We start from the raw sequence: 21,799 nt of genomic DNA, 5'->3' as shown, positions 1-21,799 counted from the left end.
ATTTAAGTTGATTTTGCTATTTTTTCCATAATGGAATAATCTGAACCAAATTTGCAAATCGCATCACATTGACTTCGCAATTCTGAAAATAGTATGTATTTGATATTCATTTTTGAATTTTTAACAACAGGTCTATTCAATTGTTGTATCACATCTTTTTCGCGACTGTTTGGAATGATGATATAAAATACCTCTTCGCCATTGGAAATACTAAAATACAAGTCGGATAAACGTAAAATACCTGAATAAATACTGGTGCTTTTTTCTACTTCAAATGCTCCAATGATTTTGTTTGTTCCTTTTTTAAACCAAAGTACATCAATGAGTTTAATCGTATTTTGGGTGTCCTTATCTGTTGGTAATTCAGGAAATTTACTAATTGATATAAACGAAAAACTTTGACCATTGAATGCTTTGCTTTTATCATTACTGGCCGGAGTAACATCGTAACCTAATGAACTGCCAATTTTTAACAAATGGTATTGCATTTCGTTATGAAGGTTTTCTGCTAATTTTTCTTCCTGAATTTCTTTTTGGCGTTTTAGTATATTCTTTTCGAACTTTGTGCGTTCGTCTTCGCTTAAATATTCATCGTTACCAATTAGCATTTTTTGTGTTCCAATCTCAAAACACAATCCGGCAATCGCTCCTAAATCGTTAGATAATTCTGCTTTGTGTTTGCTGTTAGTTTCAATTAATGTTTCTCGGATTTTTAAATATTCTGTCCAACTTCCTAACTTCTTTTTGTCTTTGAATAAAAAATTAAATCCGTTGAGAATTGCCGTATTGAATGGCGGAAACCAAGTGGGGTGCAAGAAATATAAAATACTGGCTACCGCCGGACCTAAACCTTTTATTTTTAACTCATCCAATTTAACAATCTCTTTTATAATCTGTTCTTCGGTTTTGGCATTGATGCAGTTTTCGAGAAATTGGCCGAAAGCAATTTTATTGTTTGGATTTTCGTAAATATCTGGAATTCTTAATTTTGGTTTCCAATAAAAAGGATGTGCCACACCTACAAAAATTTGTTTTTGTTCTGCAATACAACTCAACACAAATTCTAAACTACTCCCTTTAAAATCATTTGGAAAAGTCTTGTCTTTGATATCGTCAATGACTTGTAAAATTCCTCTACGAATGGTTCGAAATGCTTTTAGCCTTTGGTCGTTATCGACAAACCAAGTATTATAAACACTTTCGGCATCGGTTTTGTATTGTTGGACTATTTGAGTAAGGTTATTCATTTTAATTTACCATATAAATTTCTATTCACATGTTCTAAAGTTTCAAACGTCTTAATCTTAACGCATTTACAATTACGGATACTGAACTAAAACTCATTGCCAAAGCTGCTATCATAGGAGAAAGTAAAATCCCGAAAAATGGATATAAAACTCCGGCTGCAATTGGCACACCTAAAACATTGTAGAAAAAGGCAAAAAACAAATTTTGTTTAATGTTACTCATTACTGCGTGGCTCAATTTTTTGGCTTTCACAATACCTTGTAAATCGCCTTTTACTAAAGTTATTTTAGCACTTTCTATCGCCACGTCAGTTCCGGTACCCATGGCAATTCCGATGTCTGACTGTGCTAATGCAGGGGCATCGTTGATGCCGTCTCCTGCCATCGCGACAATTTTTCCGAGGGATTGGAGGCGCTTAATTTCATTTAGTTTGTCTTCGGGGAGGGCTCCTGCGATGAATGAACTAAGATCGAGTTCGGCAGCGACGGCTTTTGCGGTGTTTTCATTGTCGCCCGTTATCATTATTACTTCAACACCCTGACGCATCAGTTCTTTTATTGCTTCTTTGCTTGTTTCTTTTATCTTGTCTGTAATGGTTACAAAACCCAAAGCAACCCCATCGATGGAAATATAAGAAACTGTTTTTCCTAGTTTTTGTTCGGCTACAATTTTATTTTCCAATTCATCAGAAACTGTGGCGTTCACTTGTTCCATTAGTTTTTTATTTCCGAGGGCCACTTTTTTATTGGTTACCGTCCCAATAACTCCTTTTCCAGCAATGGCTTCAAAATCGTTGACTTCGATTAATGAAATATTTTTTGCTTTTGCAAAATTGACTACGGCTTGCGCCAATGGGTGTTCGCTGTATTGATTTAACGAAGCGATGTTTTGTAATAAAGAATTTTCGTCATTATTCATAGCGAATACTTTTTCAACAGAAGGCTTTCCTTCGGTAATGGTACCTGTTTTATCGGTTATCAGAACATTTACCTTGTTCATATTCTCTAAAGCTTCGGCGTTTTTTATCAAAACTCCAGATTGTGCGCCTTTACCTACGCCAACCATTACCGACATTGGTGTGGCTAATCCCAAAGCACAAGGACAGGCAATTATTAATACTGCAATGGCATTGATAAAACCATAGACTAGGGCAGGTTCCGGTCCAAATTTTGCCCAAACAAAAAAGGTTAAGACAGAAACTACAACTACAATCGGTACAAAATATTTTGCAATGCTATCCGCGAGTTTTTGAATGGGTGCTTTGGATCGGCTCGCATCATTTACCATCTTAACAATTTGCGAAAGCAAGGTTTCCGAACCAACTTTCTCGGCAATCATAACAAAGGATTTATTTCCGTTTATGGTTCCCGCTATAACTGAATCATCAATCTTTTTATCAACAGGAATAGGCTCTCCTGAAATCATAGATTCATCTATAGTACTTTCTCCATCAGTAATTTTTCCATCTACTGGAATTTTATCTCCCGGTTTTACTCGTAATAAATCTCCTTTTTTGATGTCGTGAATCGAGATTACTTTGTCCCCTCCTTCGATAACCAAAGTCGCTTCGGTGGGCGCTAATTTCAATAATTCTTTTATGGCACCGCTAGTTTGACTGTGTGCTCTTGCTTCTAATAATTGGCCTAACAAAACCAAGGTTAATATGACCGTTGTTGCTTCAAAATAAAGTAACACTGTGCCGCTTTCGGTTTTAAATTCATTTGGAAAAATATCAGGAAAAAACATGCCAACCAAACTAAACAAGAAAGCTACTCCAGTACCAATTCCTATCAGCGTAAACATGTTGAGATTCCAGGTAACAATTGACTTCCAAGCGCGAACAAAGAACATCCAACACGCATAAAAAACCACGGGAAGCGTCAAAATCAATTGTACCCAATTCCAGTATGCAATGCCCATTATCTTTTCTAACGGATTATTTGACATCATTTCTATAGTAGCTATTGCGAAAACAGGAATTGTAAAGGCTGTTGCTACTTTCATTTTCTTAAGCAAATCATTGTAAACCTTTTTGTCTTCACTATCTGTAGGTTCCATTGGTACTAAATCCATTCCGCAAATAGGGCAGGAGCCAGGTTCTTTTTTGATTACCTCCGGGTGCATCGGACAGGTGTATAATTTTTTAACCGCACTTAATTCATGAACTTTTTCTAAATTCATTCCGCATACTGGACAACTCCCGGGCTTATCGTAAACCTTGTCTCCTTCACAATGCATCGGACAATAGTATTTGCCTTGAGCATTACTTAGTGAAGGTATTGTATCCATGTTATCACTAGTTTTAGTACTGCAACACGATTTTGTTATTGGCTCATTGACAGTTTTGTGAGTTGTATCGTTAGCGCTACTCATTTCTATAGTGTACTTTCCAACGGTTGTTAATGCCTCTTGAAATTGATCCAGTGGAATGTGTTTTTCCATTGTTATAGTTGCAATTGGAGGATTCAAAGTAACCGTTGCTTGAATTCCATCGATGGCATTCAATGTTTTTTCCACTTTAGAACGACAGCTATCGCAAGTCATTCCGGTAATTTTATAGGTATGTATCATATGTTTTTTAAAATAAAATTTACTCTTTCATTTGGTGTTAATAATGGAACAAAAATGACTGGAAAACTTAATAAATTGTAAACCTCGAAAATTAATCTATGAATGGTTTTTTGTGCTTCTTCGTCTTCTGTTCTTGCATAGTCTTTTGTAAAAGGTAATCGGTCTAAAATAAAAATCTTTTTATAAGACACCCTCTTAATGGCATTAAGTAATTTTTCGTCATAATCAAGATTTAAAAACTGATAATAGGCCATCGCATCAGGAATAGCCCTGTCAAGAAAAACAGTTTCAATAGGTGATAATTCCGCTTCTTGTTCAATTTGCATATCTAGCACAGCTAATTGAAATTGTCTTTTATTTTCTCTTATTTCTTCTAGACTTTTACCTTCTTCCCTCATGCTATCAATGTAATGTCTGGCGTGTTCAATAGTTGTTTTGTAGCCCCTTTTCGATAATATATCAATTACTGTTGTTTTACCTGTACTAGGTCCACCTGTAATAACATACCAATTGGTATCTACTTTTTGATTGTCCATTTTCATCACTTTTAAAATTGCAAGTAGAACATAATTCATTCATACTAGTTTCAATTCGTTTTCTATTTATTATGGTTTTCAACCTTTGGCTATGATTTTTGCAAAGCACGCAGATCGCATATAATATTATTTTTGAACACGTGCCGTCTCAATAATACTATAGGTATGTGTCATTTCTTTCTAAACACTACATTTTCATTCCCTCCATGGGGTCGCTTCCTTTTCGGAATTTATATTCGCTATTTATGGCATACGCTCCAGTAATGACTACTTTTTTTGAAGAATCTATTTCTGATTTAATTTCAATCATCCCATTGGTTTCTGCTCCTGTTTCCACCATTAGGCTTTCAAATACTCCCGGTCTTTTTTCAATCCATATATAAGAAGCATTTTCTTCCCTGATAACAGCATCAGTAGGTACAAATATTCCTTTTATATTAGACTGCGTTAATCTTGCAATTGCCTGCATTCCGGGTTTTAAAAGTAAGTTCGGATTGGGTACTTCCATTCGAATTAAAAGCAGTCTGGTATCTGGATTTATTTCAGGATTGATAAAGGAGATTTTTGCAATTATAGTTTTATCAGGATAATCCGTAAATGAAACTTTGGCATTTTGTCCAAGGTGCATGCTTTTTGCATAATTTATATTCACCTGTGTTTCGAGCCAAAGACTATTTAAAACTGCCAATTTAATTATACCAGCACCCTCCATTGCATAACTACCTTCTGTTGCTATTATCTCCGAGATAGTTCCACTGCTATTACTATAGAAAATAGTGTACGGAGAAATTTCTTTACTCGATTTTATAGTTTCAATTTGGGCATTGGATAAACCAAAGAATAATAGTTTTTGTTTGGCAGCAATGAGCATCGTACGTGCATTTTTCCCAAAATCACCTGGCATGGTAAGTTGTTTGTATGCTGTGAAGTAATCTTGTTTGGCTATGGCAATATCTTCACTATACAATTGATATACTGGTTCGTTTTTAGCAACATAATCACCAACCGTTTTGAAGTATAACTTTTCAATTCGCCCCATTGCTCTAGCAGAAATGGTGTTAATTTTTTCTTGATTAATTGTTAAAACCCCTGTATAATTTTGCTCTAAACTACTTTGAGTTGTTGCAACAGTTTGCATGGTGATGTTCCCCAATTGTAGCTGCTGTTTACTCAAGCTTATCTCATTTGCAGCTGTGTCGTCACTTTTTATTGGAGTTAACTCCATATGACAAATGGGACATTTCCCAGGCTTATCTTCTTTTACTTGAGGATCCATAGAACAAGTGTAAAAAATAGTTTCTATATTTTTATGTTTGCTATGGTCTTCTTTGTTTTTAGTATTGCAAGCTATAAATACTGTAAGTAGTATTGATAGAATACCTATTATTTTTATCGTTTTCATAATTACTCGGTTTTAATAAAGCTTTCGCTATCAATTAAATATTGTGCATTTTTAGCAAGGGTATCTTTAACGGAAATTCCACTGATAATTTGAATAAAATCATCTATTTCAATCCCTGCTTTTATTGCAGTTGCTTTAAAGCCATTATTCTTTTTTATAAAAACTATTTTCTTGTTGCCAATACTCACTAATGCTTGTTTTTGCAACCAAACCCCTTGTATTGAATTTGTTTTCACAATTCCTTGCAATCGCAGACCTATGGGTAATTTCAGTTTATTATTGTTGTTTAGGTATACCCTAATTCTATTGGATTTATCTGCTGGATTAAATTGAGTTTCAATGAAATTTATTTGTGCATCCATGAATTCATTTTTGTCTAATTCTGTAGCAATTTTGATAGATTGATTGGTTTTGATTAGACTATTGTAACCTTGACTAACATTAAAGATGCCCCATACTTTATCTGTATTTACTAATTTAAAAACGACTTCTCCCTTTTTTATGTAGTTACCTTCCTTTATGTTTAATATTTCGGTATTGTTACTTGCACTTTGCATCGACGAATTGCTTGTGTTATCCATTTTTTCTGTTCCTTGAATAATTCCTGAAGCTGGACTGTAAATTGAAACTTGAGGATTTACTTTTTTGGAAGAAGACAATGAATTTATCTGATTTTTAGTCATTCCATAAAGCAATAATTTTTTCTTTGAGGCTTTAATAATTGATGTATTATCGGAATCATTGGAAACTAAATAAATAAAATTTTGCTGTTCTGTCAATAACTCAGGGCTGTATAAATCAAATAATTTCTGTCCTTTAGCTACTTTTTGGTACTTATAATTTACATACATTTTTTCTATTCTTCCACTTATTCGAGCAGCAATATTTACTGATGAATTTGGATCGTAAGCCACGATACCGGGCAAATTTATCTCACTGCTTAATGTAGTGTCTTTGGCTGTTGTAGTTTGATAATTCCCGACGATAAAATTATCAGTAGGTTTCAAAAGATTGTCAATAGAATTATCTTCCTCAGCTTGGCTTTCTGTTATTTTTTTTACTAAAGTCATTCCGCAAATAGGACAATTGCCAGGTTTGTCGCGAATAATTTGGGGATGCATAGAACAGGTGTATACTTCTTTTTGATGTGAATTCTCCGAGTGATTATCTGATTTTATAGCAAAGAAATAGACAGCAAGTCCTATACTAGAAATTATGATTAAAACCAAACTATATTTTAAATATCTATTCATAATTATTTGATTTCTAGTTGTTTTTCAATTTCTACTTGTGTACTTAAAATATTTTGCAATTTATCCAGAGCATCAATTTGTGCCATATTTAATGCTTCCCAAGCATCCAATACTACAAATAGATCTCCCGTATTATTCTGCCAAGCCAATATTGCAGTATCATAGTTTCGTTTTAAGGCAGGAATGATAATTTTTTCAGCAATATCATATTGTTTTTTTAGGTTTATCAATTCTGTATTCATACCCGAAATCATTCCTGCTGCTTCATTCAAAATCATTTGCTTTTGCCAGTTGAGACCTTCATTCTTGATTTTAAAACTGTTGATATTGGCTTTATTCATTTTTGTTGACCAAGGCATGGGAATAGTAATCATTCCCATTAAAGAGAATTGTTTTGGCTGTTCTCCAAAGGCAAACATATGGTCATATTTGACACCAAATTCTGGTAATAATTTTGCTTTTTCGGATTCAATTTTTAATTGATTTAATACCATTGTTTTTTCAATAGCTTTAACATCACTTCGGTTTTGGGAAAGTGAGGTTGTATCTGCTTTTATGGCATCAAAATCATTCAATTTATAGGTTTCATCTATTTCAAACAAAGTGTTTTTATCTCTAGCCATCAAGGTATTTAGCATAATTCGTTTTTGAGAGATGTCATTTTGCAACATTACAATCATACTTTGTAATGCACCGTATTGCGATTTTGCTTTGTAATAGGTTGGCAATTTATCCATATTATACTGATAGCGTATTTCCATACTTTTTATCATATAGTCTAAGAGCAATAAATTATCATCCGCAATTTTTATTTTTTTATTTAATACCAGCCATTGGTAATAATTCGTTTTTGCCAGTGCCTTTAATTGATTAATCGTATAACCTTTATTTTCTTTTTCAACAGATGACATTGCATTCATGTAATTGAAATCAGACTTAAGTTTTCTAGCATTCGGTATCATTTGTGTAACACCAACCATGTAAGATCCCATACCTGGTCCCATTTCATCGGCTTTCCATAATTTACTATTGTAAGGTGTCATAAAAAAACCCGTTTCCACTTGTGGTGCCATCCAACTTTTGGCGCCTTTTGCAGCAGCATCCATACTTTGAATATCAGCATCATACATTTTTAGTTGTGGATTATTTGTTTTGATATTCGTCAAAACAGCATCCAACGAAAGTGTTTGCGCCACCATATTAGCAGTACTTAAAATCAAACAGCTTATTGCGATATAATAGTTATTCTTTAACATCTATAAGTTCTATTTTGCCTTTTGTTTTTAATTCTCGAAGTTTCACCATCTCAAAAACTATAGGGGTTACTAATAATACATAAATTGTTGAGGTAATTGTACCCCCAATGAGCGGAACCGTAATTGGCAGCATCACATCGGCACCCGTTCCTGTTGCCCAAAGAATAGGGATTAATCCAAATAACGAAACGGAAACGGTCATCAATTTTGGTCTCAACCTTTTGGCAGAACCGTCAATAATGTACTGTTTCAAAATTGCTTCTGTAATTGTTGCTGCACTGTTCCCGTGTTTTTCTACCATTTTATTCATTGCTTCATTCAAATAAATAGTCATTAACATAGCGGTTTCGATTGCCATACCAAATAGAGCTATAAAACCAACTGCAACTGCAACGGATAAATTTATTCCATAAAAATAGACCATAAAAATCCCTCCAATCAAAGCAAACGGTACGGTTATCATTGTAATCAGTGCTTCTTTCATAGAATGATAGGTGAAGTACAGAATAAGGAAAATAATGATAACAACTATAGGTAAAATCATGCTTAATGTTTTATTGGCTCTGATTTGGTTTTCCCACTGTCCGCTCCACTCCACATAATAGCCTTTTGGCATTTTAGTGATCATTGCATTCAATTTTTCCTGCGCTTCTTTTACCGTACTTCCAAGATCCCGCTCTCGTACATTAAACAGCACACTGCCTCGAAGCATTGCATTTTCACTATTTATCATTGGAGGACCATCGCTTATTTTTACATCAGCAACGGCTTCTAATGGAATAGGACCAAACTCCATTGTTTGCACTTGGAGTTTTTTCAAGGCCTCAATACTATTTCTGTATTCTTGAGCATATCTTGCATTTACAGAAAATCGTTGTCTTCCTTCTATAGTTGTGGTGAGTTTCATTCCACCAATAGAAGCTTCCACCACATTGTTTATATCATCTATTGTAAGTCCGTATCTGCCTATGGCCTCTCTTTTTGCTTCGATATCGATGTACTTTCCGCCAGTAATCGGTTCCGCATATAAATCTTTTACGCCAGAAGTACCCTCGAGGGCTTTTTTTATTTTTTGAGATAAAACATTGATAGTGTCTAAACTTGCTCCGTAAATCTTTATTCCTACATCGGTTCTAATACCAGTAGAAAGCATGTTAATCCTATTAATGATGGGCTGTGTAAAACCATTCGTAACTCCTGGAATTTGAAGTTTATTATTTATTTCATTAACAATATCGGCTTTCGTTTTGTCTTCTCTCCATTCGTTTTGGGGTTTTAGTAAAACAATCGTTTCAATCATGCTTATTGGACTATTGTCGGTTGCTGTATTAGCACGTCCGGCTTTTCCTAAAACATGAGCCACTTCGGGTATCGATTTTATCAATTTGTCTTGCACTTGTAAAATTCTTTTCACCTCAGAATTGGATACGTCTGGCAATGTTACAGGCATAAAAAGTACGGAACCTTCGTCTAAAGGGGGCATAAATTCTGTGCCTAAACGGGTAAACATTAAAACACCAATCAGGAGCGCAATTATATTAATGCCTAATACTGTTTTCCTCCATTTTAAACAAAAAATTAAAATAGGAGTATAGATGCTTTCCAGTTTTTTGTTAATTGGATTTTTGTTTTCTGGACGAAGTTTGCCTTTGAGCAGAAAACTAATTAGAACAGGAGTAAGGGTAATGGCTAAAAAAGCATCTACTATAAGTATAAACGATTTTGTCCAAGCCAATGGGCTGAATAATTTACCTTCCATACCCGTGAGAAGAAATACAGGTAAAAAGGAAGCTATCACAATGAGTGTTGAATAAAAGACACCTGGACCAACTAATTTTGAAGACTTTTCTATAAGCTGTAACTTTTCTTCAGAAGATAAGGGGTCATGTTCTTTTTTGAATATATTTTTTATTTTATCTTTCATTTTATTTCTGAATTATTTTGATTACTCTCCATCTCTTCCTGTTTCTCCGAAATTGTCCTATACGCATTTTCCACCATTACAATTCCGTCATCGACGACAACACCTATAGCTAATGCAATTCCAGTTAATGACATAATATTAGATGATATCCCAAAGGCTTCAAGCAAAATAAAGCCAATAGCCACAGATATAGGTAATTGTATTAAGATAATTAAAGCACTTCGCCAATGAAAAAGAAAAAGTAGTATAACAATTGAAACAACAATCATTTCTTCTATTAAAGTACCTTTAACAGATGCGATTGCTTTTTCTATTAATTCACTTCGGTCATATGACGTTTTAAAAGTAACGCCTTCAGGCAATCCTTTTTCAACTTCTTTCATTTTTAATTTAACTGCCTTTATAACTTTATCTGCATTTTCACCATAACGCATGACTATAATTCCTCCTACAACTTCACCTGTTCCATTTTCGTCAAAAATTCCCAAACGTAAATCTCCACCCATTTGTATCGAACCAATGTCTTTTACCTTTACTGGAACTGAATTATAATTTTTAATGGCAATGTCTTCTACATCTTTTATGTTTTTTATGTACCCTAAACCTCTTACTATGTAAGACATATTACTCATCTCAAATTTTCGACCACCAACATCATTGTTATTTGCTTTGACTGCATTCATCACTTCCATCATACTCACATTGTAGTACTGCATTTTCAAGGGATCTAACACTAATTGGTACTGTTTTTCAAAACCCCCAAATGATGCTACTTCAGCCACGCCGGGAACCGTTTGTAATGCAAATTTCACGTACCAATCTTGTAAAGCTCTTTGTTCTCCCAAGTCCATACCGTTAGCCTTTAAATGATACCAAAAAACATGGCCAACTCCAGTACCATCTGGTCCTAATGTGGGCACTACATTTTGAGGCAATAATCGTTGGGCATAATTCAACCGTTCCAACACTCGAGTTCTTGCCCAATACACATCTACATTATCTTCAAAGATGATATATACGAAACTCATCCCAAACATAGATGCACCGCGGATATTTTTAACTTTTGGTATTCCTTGCAGGTTTGAAACCAAAGGGTACGTTATTTGAGCTTCTATAACCTGTGGACTTCTTCCCATCCATTCTGTAAATACAATAACTTGATTCTCGGACAAATCCGGAATGGCATCTATGGGGTTTTGTTGTACGCTATAAATACCCCAAGCTAATAAGCAGGCCGAAACGAGAAGGACAACAAATCTATTCTTTAACGAGAATGATATTAATTTTTCTACCATGACATTTAGTTTTCTAATGAAAGACTATCTTTTATTTTATTTATCCAATTGATTACTTCCTCTTTTTGAGCAGGTGTTACTATTGCATTTTTATGAAGTAACGTGTAAGACGCTAAGGGCATTTCATCAGACTTTATTTGTTTGATGATAGCTTCTAATTTGTTTTCTTGTTTTCGCTTGGAGTACTTTCCAAACTCATTAAAGTTCAAATCCTTCTTACCATCTTTAATGTGTTCCTCCATAAAAAACCGTGCTGGCTGAATGTAAGAATATAATGGATAATTAGTATTGTTACTGTGACAATCGTAGCAAGATGTCCGTAAAATAGTTTCAACATTTTTAGGAACATCGTACATTTTTGTGAAATTTGCAGTTAATTCCTGCTCATAACTTTCATTACGAGCAGGTTGATATAACTGCATCAACAAAAAAATAACAAACCCGATTATGAGTATTTTCTTGATGATTTTTTTCATTTTATAATTGTTTTTTCATAGAACCACAAGTAAGCATTTTCGAACCGTAGTAAGGATTTTTTATTTCTTTGCTTTCACTTATCCAAATAGCCCCTTTTCCTTCATTATACATAGGACAAAAATCTTGATATAGTTTTTGTTTTGCTCCAAATATTTTTATCAAATCATTCACATCTTTACTCAACATCGCAAAATGTTCTCTTTGGTGGTCAATTTTCCCACCATTATCACCAATGTGTTCTGCGTGTTCTTTAGCATCATCAGCAATATCAATATATTCTGTTTTCAATTTTGGATCTATTGCATTGGTATTGACTTTATTGAAAGTTGCATATAATGCTTTACCCGCATTGGCTGCTCCTTTTGTATCGTCTTTTGTGAGTGCGTTTTTGAGTTTTAAATAACCAGAGATTATTTCGCTTGTTGAAAATGTTGTTTGGGTAACCGATGTAGCTTCAGTATTAACTTCAACTGTTGTTGTATCATTATGACTATGACTACCATCAGTATGATCATGAGCTGCTTCATTTTGTACAACTGGTTCGGTTAATTCCATTCCACATTTTGAACATTTTTCACCTTTTTTTCCTGTAACCTCTGGGTGCATTGGACACGCGTATAATTGCGAGGTACTCTCTGTTGTTTCCGAATTAGTTGTTGCAGCTTCTTTATTTTTTTGATTACAAGAAACTAGTACAAATGCCATCGCTATGGCTGAAAGGATTAGATTTTTCATTTTATTATTTTTTTTAATTGATATTGTTGGTATTTGCAACATTTTTTGATGAATATTTTTTTGAAAACCCATTTTTATATAGAAATTAATTTTTTCATTTTATAGGGTCATTAAAATCATTGCATCCTTATTATTGGTATTATGTGCATTGAATTAAACTAAAAGGAAATTTAAAATTTATGCGACTGGATTATTTTTTCTTACCCTCCGTTTTAGCCATTTCCATTCCACATTTAGGACATTCCCCCGGTTTGTCAGAAGTTGAGCCATCCATTGGACAAACATATTTTGTTACAATTTTAGTTTTAGGTTGACTGCCTTTTGTAGCGTGAGTATCTATCTTTTCGGTAATTTTTACCATTCCAGTTCCACATTTAGAACATTTCCCTTCGGTATCAGAAGTTGAGCCGTCCATTGGACAAACATATTTTGTTACAATTTTAGTTTTAGGTTGACTGCCTTTTGTAGCGTGAGTATCTATCTTTTCGGTAATTTTTACCATCCTAGTTCCACATTTAGAACATTTCCCTTCGGTATCAGAAGTTGAGCCGTCCATTGGACAAACATATTTTGTTACAATTTTAGTTTTAGGTTGACTGCCTTTTGTAGCGTGAGTATCTATTTTTTCAGTGGTTTTTACCATTGTCATTCCACATTTGCTACATTTTCCTTCTATTAAACTCACTTCTTCTGGATGCATTGGGCAAGTATAAGTTGTTTTTTGAGCTTCCTTTTGCGAAGATTTTGTAGCTTCTTGAGCTGATGCTACTGTGCTAACTGCTAAGAATACGCTTAGTACGATAATTAGATTTTTCATTTTTTACAGTTTTAATTAATTGTTTATAATATTAACACTGATCAATTGCAAGCCATTTAAATTGTTTATCAAATTTACATTTGATATTTTAGAAATTAATAGTTTACATTTTTATTACAACCCCATTTGGTTTTTTACCAACATTGATTGTTTTAGTAACGGTATGATTGGTAACATTTACAACAGAAACTGTATTTGCTGTTTGGTTGGTTACATAGGCAGTGTTTCCGTCCATAGTGAAAGAAATTGCGTGAGCACCAGCACCCGTATTAAAAGCGCCACCGTGCATCCACATCATCATACCAGCATCCCAAGTCCAATAATGTACTTTTCCATTCATTGGATCTGAAACCCATAATTCGCTTTTTGTTCCGTTGTGTGAGGCAATTCCGGGCATAAATCCTAAAATAATAGTTTGGTCAACGGCATTTGTAGCTACATTTATAACAGAAATAGATTGTCCGTCTTCGTTATCAACATACATTTTACCATCTGTACCAGTCCAAGCTCCAACAGGATTGTTACCAACTGTAACCGTTGCAACTACTGATTTTGATGCTACATTGATTACTGAAACGTTATCATCATCGCCATTAGCAACATAGGCTTTTGTTCCGTCCGAAGAGAAAGTTAATTCTGCAGGCATCATACCTACAGTAATTGTACTTTTCAACGCATAAGTTGTAGCGTCATACACCAATACTTTTCCGTTCATATCCATTTGAGGCACCCAAATTTCTGCACCATTTGGAGAATAAATAGTATTGTGGTTCATTACAGGTAAACCCATTTTTTTAACAATTGAACCAGTTGTTGCATCAATAACAACAAGTTTACCCGACATAGTTCCTGTCACTGCGTGTCCTGCGCTTAAATCCATTCCCGGAACTCCAATTGCAAGATGATTTAAATGTGAAGAAATATGGTGTGGCCACATTATCATATCTGTACCGGTTCCCATCAATGGAATAGTTCCTGTAACTTCATTAGTTGATAATTTGATTACTGAAATTGTTGCATCTTCACCATTGACAACATACGCTGCTGGATAATTAACGTTTAATGCTGCATTTGTCATATCCATATTATCATCTTTATTACAAGATGATAAAAGTATTGCTCCAATTATTGATGCGGTAAAAGATATATTCTTCATTTTTTAAAGTTTTAATTTTATTATTTTATTGTTTCTACTGTTTTACCACAACTCAACATTTGTGATCCGTAGTAAGGATTTTTAACTGTATTTTCTTTACTTAACCAATTGGCATCTTGCATCGGGCAATATTGATAATAAACCGGTTCAGTAAATTTTGAAACTTTTATCAACTCATACGTATTTTTAGATAATGATTTGAAAAGTTCTCTTTGCTTTTTGATATCCTGTGTTTCAGAAATATTTTTTGCATCAACAGTTAAATCTTTATAAACTTTCATCCAAGTCATATGTACATCCATTTTCAATGTTTCCATTTTTACGACAGTGATTGCGGTTAAAAAATCTTTTGACTTTGCAGAAGCCGTTTTACTATCTGTTTTTACCAAGGCATCTTTCAATGAAAAATAATTATCGAAAACTGGTTTTAGTTGGTCTGTTCCTTGGTTTTCAGTCATTGTAGAATGGTCGTTCATTTCCATTTTAGTTTCTTCGGATTTTGTTTCCGTTTTTACTGCAACTTTTGCTTCACGATCGTATTGACAACATCCCGGAAGTTTTGAATATGCAGCATCTGGAGCAAGGAATTTTTCGCTATCATAACCCGCAAGTGCAATACGTTTTAAGATTTCATCCTGATTGGTTTTTTTAGCATCATAAGTAAGCGTAGCCATTTTGGTGTCTTTATTCCAATCAACATTGGCAATTTTCTTGAGACTTCCTGCTTTTTCTATGGTGGTTTCGCACATTCCACAATTCCCGAATATTTTTACGGTTTCAGTTTTAGCGTTTTTGATTTGCGCGCTGGCGAAAGTGAATGATAGCAATAGAGTTATTGCCATCACTATTTTTTTTAGTGATTTCATTGTAAAATAATTTTAAATTGAATTAGTTAAACAAGAACAAAATGACAGCACAACAAAGCCAGCCTTTTGAAAATGAAATTAACTGAGAAAGTAAATGATTTAAAGCAATAATTGCTTTTGATTTGACACAATTATGGCTATCAAATTTAAAATTTAGCCTATTTTTGGTATAAGCCATAAAGAATTGAAACCAGAAGAAATGGAGGTTTCGTAATTGTAAAAATTTTGTTTTTCTGAAAAGAAATTAAAAATATTTTTATTAAAGTTCAATTCATTAATAGAAACAGATGTGTTGCAAGAAGAAGCACAACCACATTTAGAATGGCTGCATTTTCCTCCACAACCTTTATGATTTTTATTCTTCGAATGATTATCACTTTCGCAACAATCTTTTTTATCTGTTTTAGAAGAGATTTCTTTTTTGCAAGATTGTTTTTCTGAATTGTTTCCACACGCAAAAGTTACCATTGGCATCAAGAAGAAGCCAAGTACAACGATTAATAAAATGTGAAACTTTTTCATTTGTATAGAAAATCTAATATTGAACAAAGTTAGAGAAATAATCTTAATTTTCAATAAAGACTTGTTAAAAAAATTTCATCACTACTATTTTGTTTTGATTTATATTCTCATTAAAAGTATTATTAGGGAAGCAAATAGATGAAGACTAAACTACTTTAATCTTTGTTATGAGTGTTAATCTCATCTATGTAAAATTTTAAATCATATAAATGGATTAATTCCTCATTATTATCTGGTATTTGAGCCAGTTGATATAAATTGTAGTTTTTCAGGAAAACTATTATATCGAAATTTTGAGTTTTCTCATCATAATCTAAAGTTAGAAATTTGAATTCACTAGCTTTTAATGTAATTTAATGGAAGACATATGACTATTCAAATCCATCGATAATTTTATCAATTCTTTCCGTTTGTTGAATAAAAGCGATGAATTTCCAGTTCTTCAGTTGGGATACGTTATCAATTAACTGATTTCATAATCAACAATTATATTTCTTTTAATTTGTAAAAATTACTAATCTACATGTTACAAGTGTTCAGTAAATTAAAAACAATCTTTTAGTCCTGAAAAAAAAAACTGATTATCAAATAATTAAATATTTTTATCTCGGTGAGATGTCACTAAGCATAATTGAAGAATCAATTATAATAGAATATTTATAAAAAAATTAACAACCGAGACAGCGAATTAAATAATATCTTTGCTGACTACATGGCAAAAAAATTCTATATACTATTACTTGTTACGCTTGGCTTCCTTATAGGACCAACGCTGGTTTCTGCACATGGTATAAAAGCAGAGATGGCATGTTGTAAAAAAGAGTCTGCTGCAAAAACATGTTGTAAAGAGAAAAATTCTAAAAAGAAAGAACACAGTTGCAATAATAGCTGTGTAGGTAATTCTTGTGGTTGCCCAACTGCTTACTGCGGTTATTCCTCGATACTTTCTTTCCAAACAGAAAATAATTCTCTTTTTAGTTTTTCAGAAAGGAAACAAAATTACTATTATTCAGAAATCTTTATTTCTTCAGATTTCCGTTCTATCTGGCTTCCACCTAAAATAAGCTAGATTCATTTCCTGACAGTTACAAATCTGTCTAATCCAAAGCCTGTTTTATGGCTTAAAAAATCATTAAATATTAATCCAATCAACGCTATTCATAGCTCTAAATACTATGGTTTCTGTCATGCTCTAGGATTAATTCATTCAAAATTATAAAAACAATGAACTCAATAAAAAAATTATTGATGGCAATGACTCTATTGCTATCAGTCACTTTCGCCAGCGCGCAAATAAAAAACAAAACAACTGAAACCGTAAAAATCAATGGTAATTGTGGCATGTGCAAAAAAACTATTGAAACGGCTGCAAACATTGATAAAGTTGCCAAAGTAAATTGGGACACGAACACCAAAACCGCTACAGTTACCTACGATACTAAGAAAACCAATCTTGATGCCATACTAAAACGTGTTGCAGATGCTGGATATGACAATGAAAAATTTAGTGCCCCAAATGCTGTTTACGATGAATTGCATGGATGTTGCCAATATGATAGAGAAGCAAGTCCTAAAAAAGCGGAGTAATCATAATCAATCATTTAAATTAAATTTCATGTTCAAAATAAAAAATATAATCACATTACTCTCCCTGATAGCAACTGTTTCTATAGCAAGTGCACAAATAAAAATAGGAGATTCTTTTCCAGATGTTCAGCTTCAAAACAATAAGAACGCTACAGTTAAACTAAATACTTTTAAAGGAAAAACAGTTTTGGTAGATTTTTGGGCATCATGGTGCGCACCTTGCCGAATGGCTAACAAAAAATTGGTAAAAATGTATGACCAATACAAAGGTCAGAATTTTGAAATTGTTGGAATTTCAATTGATATCGATAAATCAAAATGGTTAAAAGCCATTGAAAAAGACAAAATGAAACACCAGCAATTAATCGACCCGAAAGGTTTTGATGCCAAAACGGCTGTGGCTTTTGGAGTTGAAGCACTGCCTGAAACCTATCTTTTTGATGCATCAGGAAAACTGATTGCCATAAACCCAACCGAAGCACAAATAATTGCTCAAATCAAAAAAAACAAAAAATAAAATGAAAACATTACATATAAAATTCGTAGCCGCTACACTTTTAGTATTATTAACTGGTGTAAAATCATATTCTCAAATCACTAAAGCCGAAATAATGGCAACAGGATTAACTTGCTCTATGTGTTCTAATGCTATAAACAAACAGTTAAAATCCTTAACTCAAGTTGATAGTATTGGTACCGATTTAAACACCAATACCTTTACTGTTTACTTTAAGAAAAACAATACATTACAACCTAAAGTGTTGAAAAATGCGGTTGAGAAAGCTGGTTTTTTTGTAGGTTCTATGGTCTTGACCGCAAAGTTTGATACTCCAAAAATTGAAGATAATGCAACAGTAAAAATCGATGATGTTACGTATACTTTTATAGATACTAAAAACGCAGTAGCTGATACAGAAGCAAAATTCAGAGTTTTGGATAAAGGTTTTGTAACCCAAAAAGAGTATAAAAAACTAATTAAATCATATTCAAAATATCCTGGTTATGCCACGGAAAATGAAAATGATTATTATTTAAAAGCCTTATAAAAATGAAATATCTATCAATTGTTTTCTTATTACTTGTTTCATTCAAAATAGATGCACAGGAATTATTTGTAGTAACCGAACCCGCTAGTAATGTTCCGGCGGGTTCTATTGGGGTTCGGGTTGGTCAATCTCTTATGAAAAATCAACTGGAAAGTGGGTCTATGTATAATTTAACGCCCGAAGTTACTTGGGGAATAAATAAAAATATCATGGTTCGTACCTCAGCTTTTCTTAGTAACCAAGAAAATGGATTGGGACTTAAAGGTGGTGGTTTTTATGCTAAATATCGTTTCTTTTCTGTAGATGATTTACAAAGTCATTTTAGGATGGCTGCCTTTGGACGATACAGTTATAATAACTCTTTTATTAATCAGGAAGCTATAGACTTAATGGGAGGAAACTCTGGTTACGAAGCTGGTCTGGTAGCTACTCAGTTAATCCATAAAGTTGCCATAAGTTCTTCTGTAAGTTACGCGCGGGCACTTAATAACAGTGATTATAGCTTTCCGGATTTTTTGGGTAACAGCGCAGTAAATTATACGTTCTCAGTAGGGAAATTAATGTATCCAAAAAATTATACAAGTTTTAAACAAACCAACATCAATGCGATGCTGGAATTTACTGGACAAACGATAACCGAAAACGGAAAATCATATCTGGATGTAGTTCCTTCGATTCAGTTTATCATTAACAGTCAGGCGAGAATTGACCTTGCATACAAAAAAGAATTGTATAGCTCGATGCAACGTGCCACATCTGATGGTGTTTTCTTAAAACTGGAATATACTTTTTTTAATGTGACCAAATAAATTACTTCGCCAAGATTTTAATTTAAATCTAAAGTTCATAAAATAAGTGTTTCGATGGCAAAAGACCATCGAAACACTTCCTATGGCTTATCGGGAAATGACACGTGTAAAATCAAATTATCACCAGAACAAATCGTTCTGATTAAACTTATAAAATGAAGAAAATCTTTTATTTATTACTCTTGGGCTTTGTTTTTGTCAAAGTCCAGGCACAGATTATAAATCCTGTGAAATGGGAACCTAGAATCGAGAAGAAATCCACCTCAGAATATGTACTTACTTTTAATGGTAATATCGAAGCAGGTTGGCACGTATATTCTCAATTTACACCTGAAGATGGTCCTCTTCCTGCCGAATTCATTTTTCATGATAACAAAAGCAATTATGAATTTATTGGAAAAGCAACCGAAAGTGAAACCAAACGAGAGTTTAATGAAATCTTTGGTGTCGATGAAATCTTCTTTTCCGATAAAGTTACTTTTACCCAATTAATCAAACAGATTAATCCAGAAAAGGAAATTATACAAGTGGAGCTTTCTTACCAAGTTTGCAAGGAAAACTGTATTAGCGAAACAAAATACTTTGAGTTTGATCTTAAAACGCTTCAAGCAAAAGAAATCCAAGCTGCGGATATTGTAAATGAGAAAACTACCAAAACTGATGCGAATTCCACAATAGAAAAACAACCAGAATCGAAAGAATCTGATTCGAGTTTATATATGATTTTCTTTATCGCTTTCTTATCTGGTTTTGCAGCCTTGCTTACTCCTTGCGTATTTCCTATGATTCCCATGACCGTAAGTTTCTTTACAAAACAAAGTAAAACCAAAGCCAAAGGAATCAAAAATGCGATTATTTATGGTATTTCGATTATCGTGATTTATGTATTTTTGGGAACAGTAATTACCTTAATTTTTGGTGCCGATGCATTAAATGCATTATCTACCAATGTATGGTTTAATGTTATTTTCTTTGTATTATTAGTTGTATTTTCGTTATCATTTTTAGGTGCTTTCGAAATCATGTTACCTAATTCTTGGGCAAATAAGGTAGACCGTCAAGCGGATAAAGGTGGAATATTCGGAATTGTATTCATGGCATTAGCTCTTGCAATAGTTTCCTTTTCTTGTACCGGACCAATTATCGGAACATTATTAGTCGAAGCAGCTTCCAAAGGTGGTATAGCACCAATTGTGGGGATGTTAGGTTTTTCTTTTGCTTTAGCATTACCCTTTATGTTATTTGCCATGTTCCCAGGTTGGTTAAATACATTACCAAAATCTGGCGGATGGTTAAATACAGTAAAAGTATTTTTAGGTTTTATAGAATTAGCTTTAGCATTTAAATTCTTGTCTAATGCCGATTTAGTATTGCAATTGCACTGGTTTGAAAGAGAAATATTTTTATCCATTTGGATTGCTATATTTGGAACTTTGGCATTCTACTTATTTGGAAAAATAACCTTACCACATGACTCTCCTTCATCATCAATTTCGGTAGGACGTTTATCTGTTGGATTATTAATATTGGTATTTACAATATATCTTATTCCAGGTTTATGGGGTGCTCCATTAAAATTAATAAGTGGCTTTCCTCCACCTATGACCTATAGCGAATCTCCATACGGTGTAGGCGGCTCCAACAGAGAATCTACATCAGCAATAGCATTACCAGACGGAGCACATAAAGGACCACATGATATTATGGCTTTTACCGATTATGAAAAAGGATTGGCTTATGCCAAAAGTGTAAACAAACCTATTCTCTTGGATTTTACAGGATTTGCTTGTGTAAATTGCCGAAAAATGGAAGATTATGTTTGGTCGGATCCTCGCATTTTATCTATTTTAAATAATGAAGTAGTTCTTATTTCACTATATGTTGATGACAAAAGAGAATTGCCTATCGAGGAACAATATGTCTCTAAAGAAACTGGCAAAAAGATAAAATCAATAGGAAACAAATGGAGTGATTTCCAAATCACTCGTTATAAGGCAAACGCTCAGCCGTATTATATCATTTTGGATACAAAAGAGAAAAGTTTAAACCAACCAGTTGGATATATGCCAGACATTACTGAATATGAACAATGGCTGAAATATGGCATTAAACAGTTTCAAAAATAGAAAAAAGCTGTCTAAAATGATTTGGACAGCTTTTTTTATAACGCAATATTTTTAGGGTTAAAAATAATAACTTTTAAAATACTTTGATTTTATTGGGTAATGGTTCTAGTCTCTAATGAGAAAAAATCTTGTAGTGTAGATGGTTCTTGTTGTGCAGGAGGAAAAACACCTCC

The 21,799-nt window shown here is 33.5% G+C and carries 20 protein-coding genes; 6 read left to right on the top strand and 14 right to left on the bottom strand.

Annotated features, from left to right (window positions below):
- Positions 1-2: 2 nt before the first annotated feature.
- The 14 genes from IWX80_RS12370 to IWX80_RS12305 all read right to left on the bottom strand — a co-directional run bounded on the left by IWX80_RS12370 (position 3) and on the right by IWX80_RS12305 (position 16,058).
- Entirely contained in the window at positions 3-1,247 is a 1,245-nt protein-coding gene (locus IWX80_RS12370) for a hypothetical protein (protein WP_099715372.1), read from the bottom strand.
- Positions 1,248-1,281: 34 nt separating this feature from the next.
- The gene (locus tag IWX80_RS12365; RefSeq protein WP_196853699.1) at positions 1,282-3,819 is read right to left on the bottom strand and encodes a heavy metal translocating P-type ATPase; all 2,538 of its coding nucleotides are present in this window, start codon (positions 3,817-3,819) and stop codon (positions 1,282-1,284) included.
- On the bottom strand, positions 3,816-4,355 hold the full coding sequence (locus tag IWX80_RS12360) for an AAA family ATPase (protein ID WP_196853698.1): 540 nt from the start codon (positions 4,353-4,355) through the stop codon (positions 3,816-3,818). The genes IWX80_RS12365 and IWX80_RS12360 overlap by 4 nt, the downstream gene beginning before the upstream one ends.
- 187 nt (positions 4,356-4,542) lie before the next feature.
- On the bottom strand, positions 4,543-5,757 hold the full coding sequence (locus IWX80_RS12355) for an efflux RND transporter periplasmic adaptor subunit (protein WP_196853697.1): 1,215 nt from the start codon (positions 5,755-5,757) through the stop codon (positions 4,543-4,545).
- 2 nt (positions 5,758-5,759) lie between these two features.
- On the bottom strand, positions 5,760-7,010 hold the full coding sequence (locus tag IWX80_RS12350; protein WP_196853696.1) for an efflux RND transporter periplasmic adaptor subunit: 1,251 nt from the start codon (positions 7,008-7,010) through the stop codon (positions 5,760-5,762).
- Between the two features lie 2 nt (positions 7,011-7,012).
- Positions 7,013-8,266 (bottom strand): TolC family protein, encoded by a 1,254-nt coding sequence (locus tag IWX80_RS12345; RefSeq protein ID WP_196853695.1) that lies wholly within the window; start codon positions 8,264-8,266, stop codon positions 7,013-7,015.
- Positions 8,253-10,190: an efflux RND transporter permease subunit gene (locus tag IWX80_RS12340; protein ID WP_196853694.1), complete on the bottom strand. Its 1,938-nt coding sequence runs from the start codon at positions 10,188-10,190 to the stop codon at positions 8,253-8,255. Before IWX80_RS12340 ends, IWX80_RS12345 begins: the two co-directional genes overlap by 14 nt.
- Positions 10,187-11,485 (bottom strand): efflux RND transporter permease subunit, encoded by a 1,299-nt coding sequence (locus tag IWX80_RS12335; protein ID WP_131910595.1) that lies wholly within the window; start codon positions 11,483-11,485, stop codon positions 10,187-10,189. The genes IWX80_RS12340 and IWX80_RS12335 overlap by 4 nt, the downstream gene beginning before the upstream one ends.
- 5 nt (positions 11,486-11,490) lie before the next feature.
- Complete coding sequence (locus IWX80_RS12330; protein ID WP_131910596.1) at positions 11,491-11,961, bottom strand: heme-binding domain-containing protein; 471 nt, start codon at positions 11,959-11,961, stop codon at positions 11,491-11,493.
- A 1-nt stretch (position 11,962) separates the two neighbouring features.
- Positions 11,963-12,697: a DUF3347 domain-containing protein gene (locus IWX80_RS12325; RefSeq protein ID WP_099716324.1), complete on the bottom strand. Its 735-nt coding sequence runs from the start codon at positions 12,695-12,697 to the stop codon at positions 11,963-11,965.
- Positions 12,698-12,887: 190 nt separating this feature from the next.
- Positions 12,888-13,514, bottom strand: a complete 627-nt coding sequence (locus tag IWX80_RS12320; RefSeq protein ID WP_099715379.1) for a heavy metal-binding domain-containing protein — start codon at positions 13,512-13,514, stop codon at positions 12,888-12,890.
- Positions 13,515-13,617: 103 nt separating this feature from the next.
- A complete protein-coding gene (locus IWX80_RS12315; RefSeq protein WP_196853693.1) occupies positions 13,618-14,670 on the bottom strand; it encodes a YncE family protein in 1,053 nt (350 codons plus the stop codon).
- 20 nt (positions 14,671-14,690) lie between these two features.
- Positions 14,691-15,536 carry a DUF3347 domain-containing protein gene (locus IWX80_RS12310; RefSeq protein WP_196853692.1) on the bottom strand — a complete coding sequence of 282 codons (846 nt, stop codon included), beginning with the start codon at positions 15,534-15,536 and terminating at the stop codon, positions 14,691-14,693.
- A gap of 153 nt (positions 15,537-15,689) precedes the next feature.
- A complete protein-coding gene (locus IWX80_RS12305; protein WP_196853691.1) occupies positions 15,690-16,058 on the bottom strand; it encodes a hypothetical protein in 369 nt (122 codons plus the stop codon).
- A gap of 712 nt (positions 16,059-16,770) precedes the next feature.
- Between IWX80_RS12305 and IWX80_RS12300 the strand changes: the two genes are divergently transcribed.
- The 6 genes from IWX80_RS12300 to IWX80_RS12275 all read left to right on the top strand — a co-directional run bounded on the left by IWX80_RS12300 (position 16,771) and on the right by IWX80_RS12275 (position 21,626).
- Complete coding sequence (locus IWX80_RS12300) at positions 16,771-17,127, top strand: hypothetical protein (protein WP_196853690.1); 357 nt, start codon at positions 16,771-16,773, stop codon at positions 17,125-17,127.
- Between the two features lie 155 nt (positions 17,128-17,282).
- Positions 17,283-17,645 (top strand): heavy-metal-associated domain-containing protein, encoded by a 363-nt coding sequence (locus IWX80_RS12295; RefSeq protein ID WP_086452991.1) that lies wholly within the window; start codon positions 17,283-17,285, stop codon positions 17,643-17,645.
- A gap of 28 nt (positions 17,646-17,673) precedes the next feature.
- Positions 17,674-18,162: a TlpA family protein disulfide reductase gene (locus tag IWX80_RS12290; RefSeq protein ID WP_113634453.1), complete on the top strand. Its 489-nt coding sequence runs from the start codon at positions 17,674-17,676 to the stop codon at positions 18,160-18,162.
- A gap of 1 nt (position 18,163) precedes the next feature.
- Entirely contained in the window at positions 18,164-18,691 is a 528-nt protein-coding gene (locus IWX80_RS12285; protein ID WP_225876014.1) for a heavy-metal-associated domain-containing protein, read from the top strand.
- A 2-nt stretch (positions 18,692-18,693) separates the two neighbouring features.
- Complete coding sequence (locus IWX80_RS12280) at positions 18,694-19,500, top strand: hypothetical protein (RefSeq protein ID WP_113634451.1); 807 nt, start codon at positions 18,694-18,696, stop codon at positions 19,498-19,500.
- Between the two features lie 155 nt (positions 19,501-19,655).
- Positions 19,656-21,626, top strand: coding sequence for a protein-disulfide reductase DsbD family protein (locus IWX80_RS12275; protein ID WP_196853689.1), 1,971 nt, complete (start codon positions 19,656-19,658; stop codon positions 21,624-21,626).
- The last annotated feature ends 173 nt before the right edge of the window (positions 21,627-21,799 follow it).

This window comes from Flavobacterium sp. CAN_S2 (genome assembly GCF_015752255.1).
Taxonomy (GTDB): domain Bacteria; phylum Bacteroidota; class Bacteroidia; order Flavobacteriales; family Flavobacteriaceae; genus Flavobacterium.
Note: the sequence above shows the minus strand (reverse complement) of the source record. Positions and strands in the feature narration are given on the sequence as shown.

What these genes read in the sequence shown, in the direction of transcription:
- IWX80_RS12370 (WP_099715372.1), bottom strand. Translation starts at nt 1,247, where the DNA reads ATGAATAACCTTACTCAAATAGTCCAACAATACAAAACCGATGCCGAA.
- IWX80_RS12365 (WP_196853699.1), bottom strand. Translation starts at nt 3,819, where the DNA reads ATGATACATACCTATAAAATTACCGGAATGACTTGCGATAGCTGTCGT.
- IWX80_RS12360 (WP_196853698.1), bottom strand. Translation starts at nt 4,355, where the DNA reads ATGGACAATCAAAAAGTAGATACCAATTGGTATGTTATTACAGGTGGA.
- IWX80_RS12355 (WP_196853697.1), bottom strand. Translation starts at nt 5,757, where the DNA reads ATGAAAACGATAAAAATAATAGGTATTCTATCAATACTACTTACAGTA.
- IWX80_RS12350 (WP_196853696.1), bottom strand. Translation starts at nt 7,010, where the DNA reads ATGAATAGATATTTAAAATATAGTTTGGTTTTAATCATAATTTCTAGT.
- IWX80_RS12345 (WP_196853695.1), bottom strand. Translation starts at nt 8,266, where the DNA reads ATGTTAAAGAATAACTATTATATCGCAATAAGCTGTTTGATTTTAAGT.
- IWX80_RS12340 (WP_196853694.1), bottom strand. Translation starts at nt 10,190, where the DNA reads ATGAAAGATAAAATAAAAAATATATTCAAAAAAGAACATGACCCCTTA.
- IWX80_RS12335 (WP_131910595.1), bottom strand. Translation starts at nt 11,485, where the DNA reads ATGGTAGAAAAATTAATATCATTCTCGTTAAAGAATAGATTTGTTGTC.
- IWX80_RS12330 (WP_131910596.1), bottom strand. Translation starts at nt 11,961, where the DNA reads ATGAAAAAAATCATCAAGAAAATACTCATAATCGGGTTTGTTATTTTT.
- IWX80_RS12325 (WP_099716324.1), bottom strand. Translation starts at nt 12,697, where the DNA reads ATGAAAAATCTAATCCTTTCAGCCATAGCGATGGCATTTGTACTAGTT.
- IWX80_RS12320 (WP_099715379.1), bottom strand. Translation starts at nt 13,514, where the DNA reads ATGAAAAATCTAATTATCGTACTAAGCGTATTCTTAGCAGTTAGCACA.
- IWX80_RS12315 (WP_196853693.1), bottom strand. Translation starts at nt 14,670, where the DNA reads ATGAAGAATATATCTTTTACCGCATCAATAATTGGAGCAATACTTTTA.
- IWX80_RS12310 (WP_196853692.1), bottom strand. Translation starts at nt 15,536, where the DNA reads ATGAAATCACTAAAAAAAATAGTGATGGCAATAACTCTATTGCTATCA.
- IWX80_RS12305 (WP_196853691.1), bottom strand. Translation starts at nt 16,058, where the DNA reads ATGAAAAAGTTTCACATTTTATTAATCGTTGTACTTGGCTTCTTCTTG.
- IWX80_RS12300 (WP_196853690.1), top strand. Translation starts at nt 16,771, where the DNA reads ATGGCAAAAAAATTCTATATACTATTACTTGTTACGCTTGGCTTCCTT.
- IWX80_RS12295 (WP_086452991.1), top strand. Translation starts at nt 17,283, where the DNA reads ATGAACTCAATAAAAAAATTATTGATGGCAATGACTCTATTGCTATCA.
- IWX80_RS12290 (WP_113634453.1), top strand. Translation starts at nt 17,674, where the DNA reads ATGTTCAAAATAAAAAATATAATCACATTACTCTCCCTGATAGCAACT.
- IWX80_RS12285 (WP_225876014.1), top strand. Translation starts at nt 18,164, where the DNA reads ATGAAAACATTACATATAAAATTCGTAGCCGCTACACTTTTAGTATTA.
- IWX80_RS12280 (WP_113634451.1), top strand. Translation starts at nt 18,694, where the DNA reads ATGAAATATCTATCAATTGTTTTCTTATTACTTGTTTCATTCAAAATA.
- IWX80_RS12275 (WP_196853689.1), top strand. Translation starts at nt 19,656, where the DNA reads ATGAAGAAAATCTTTTATTTATTACTCTTGGGCTTTGTTTTTGTCAAA.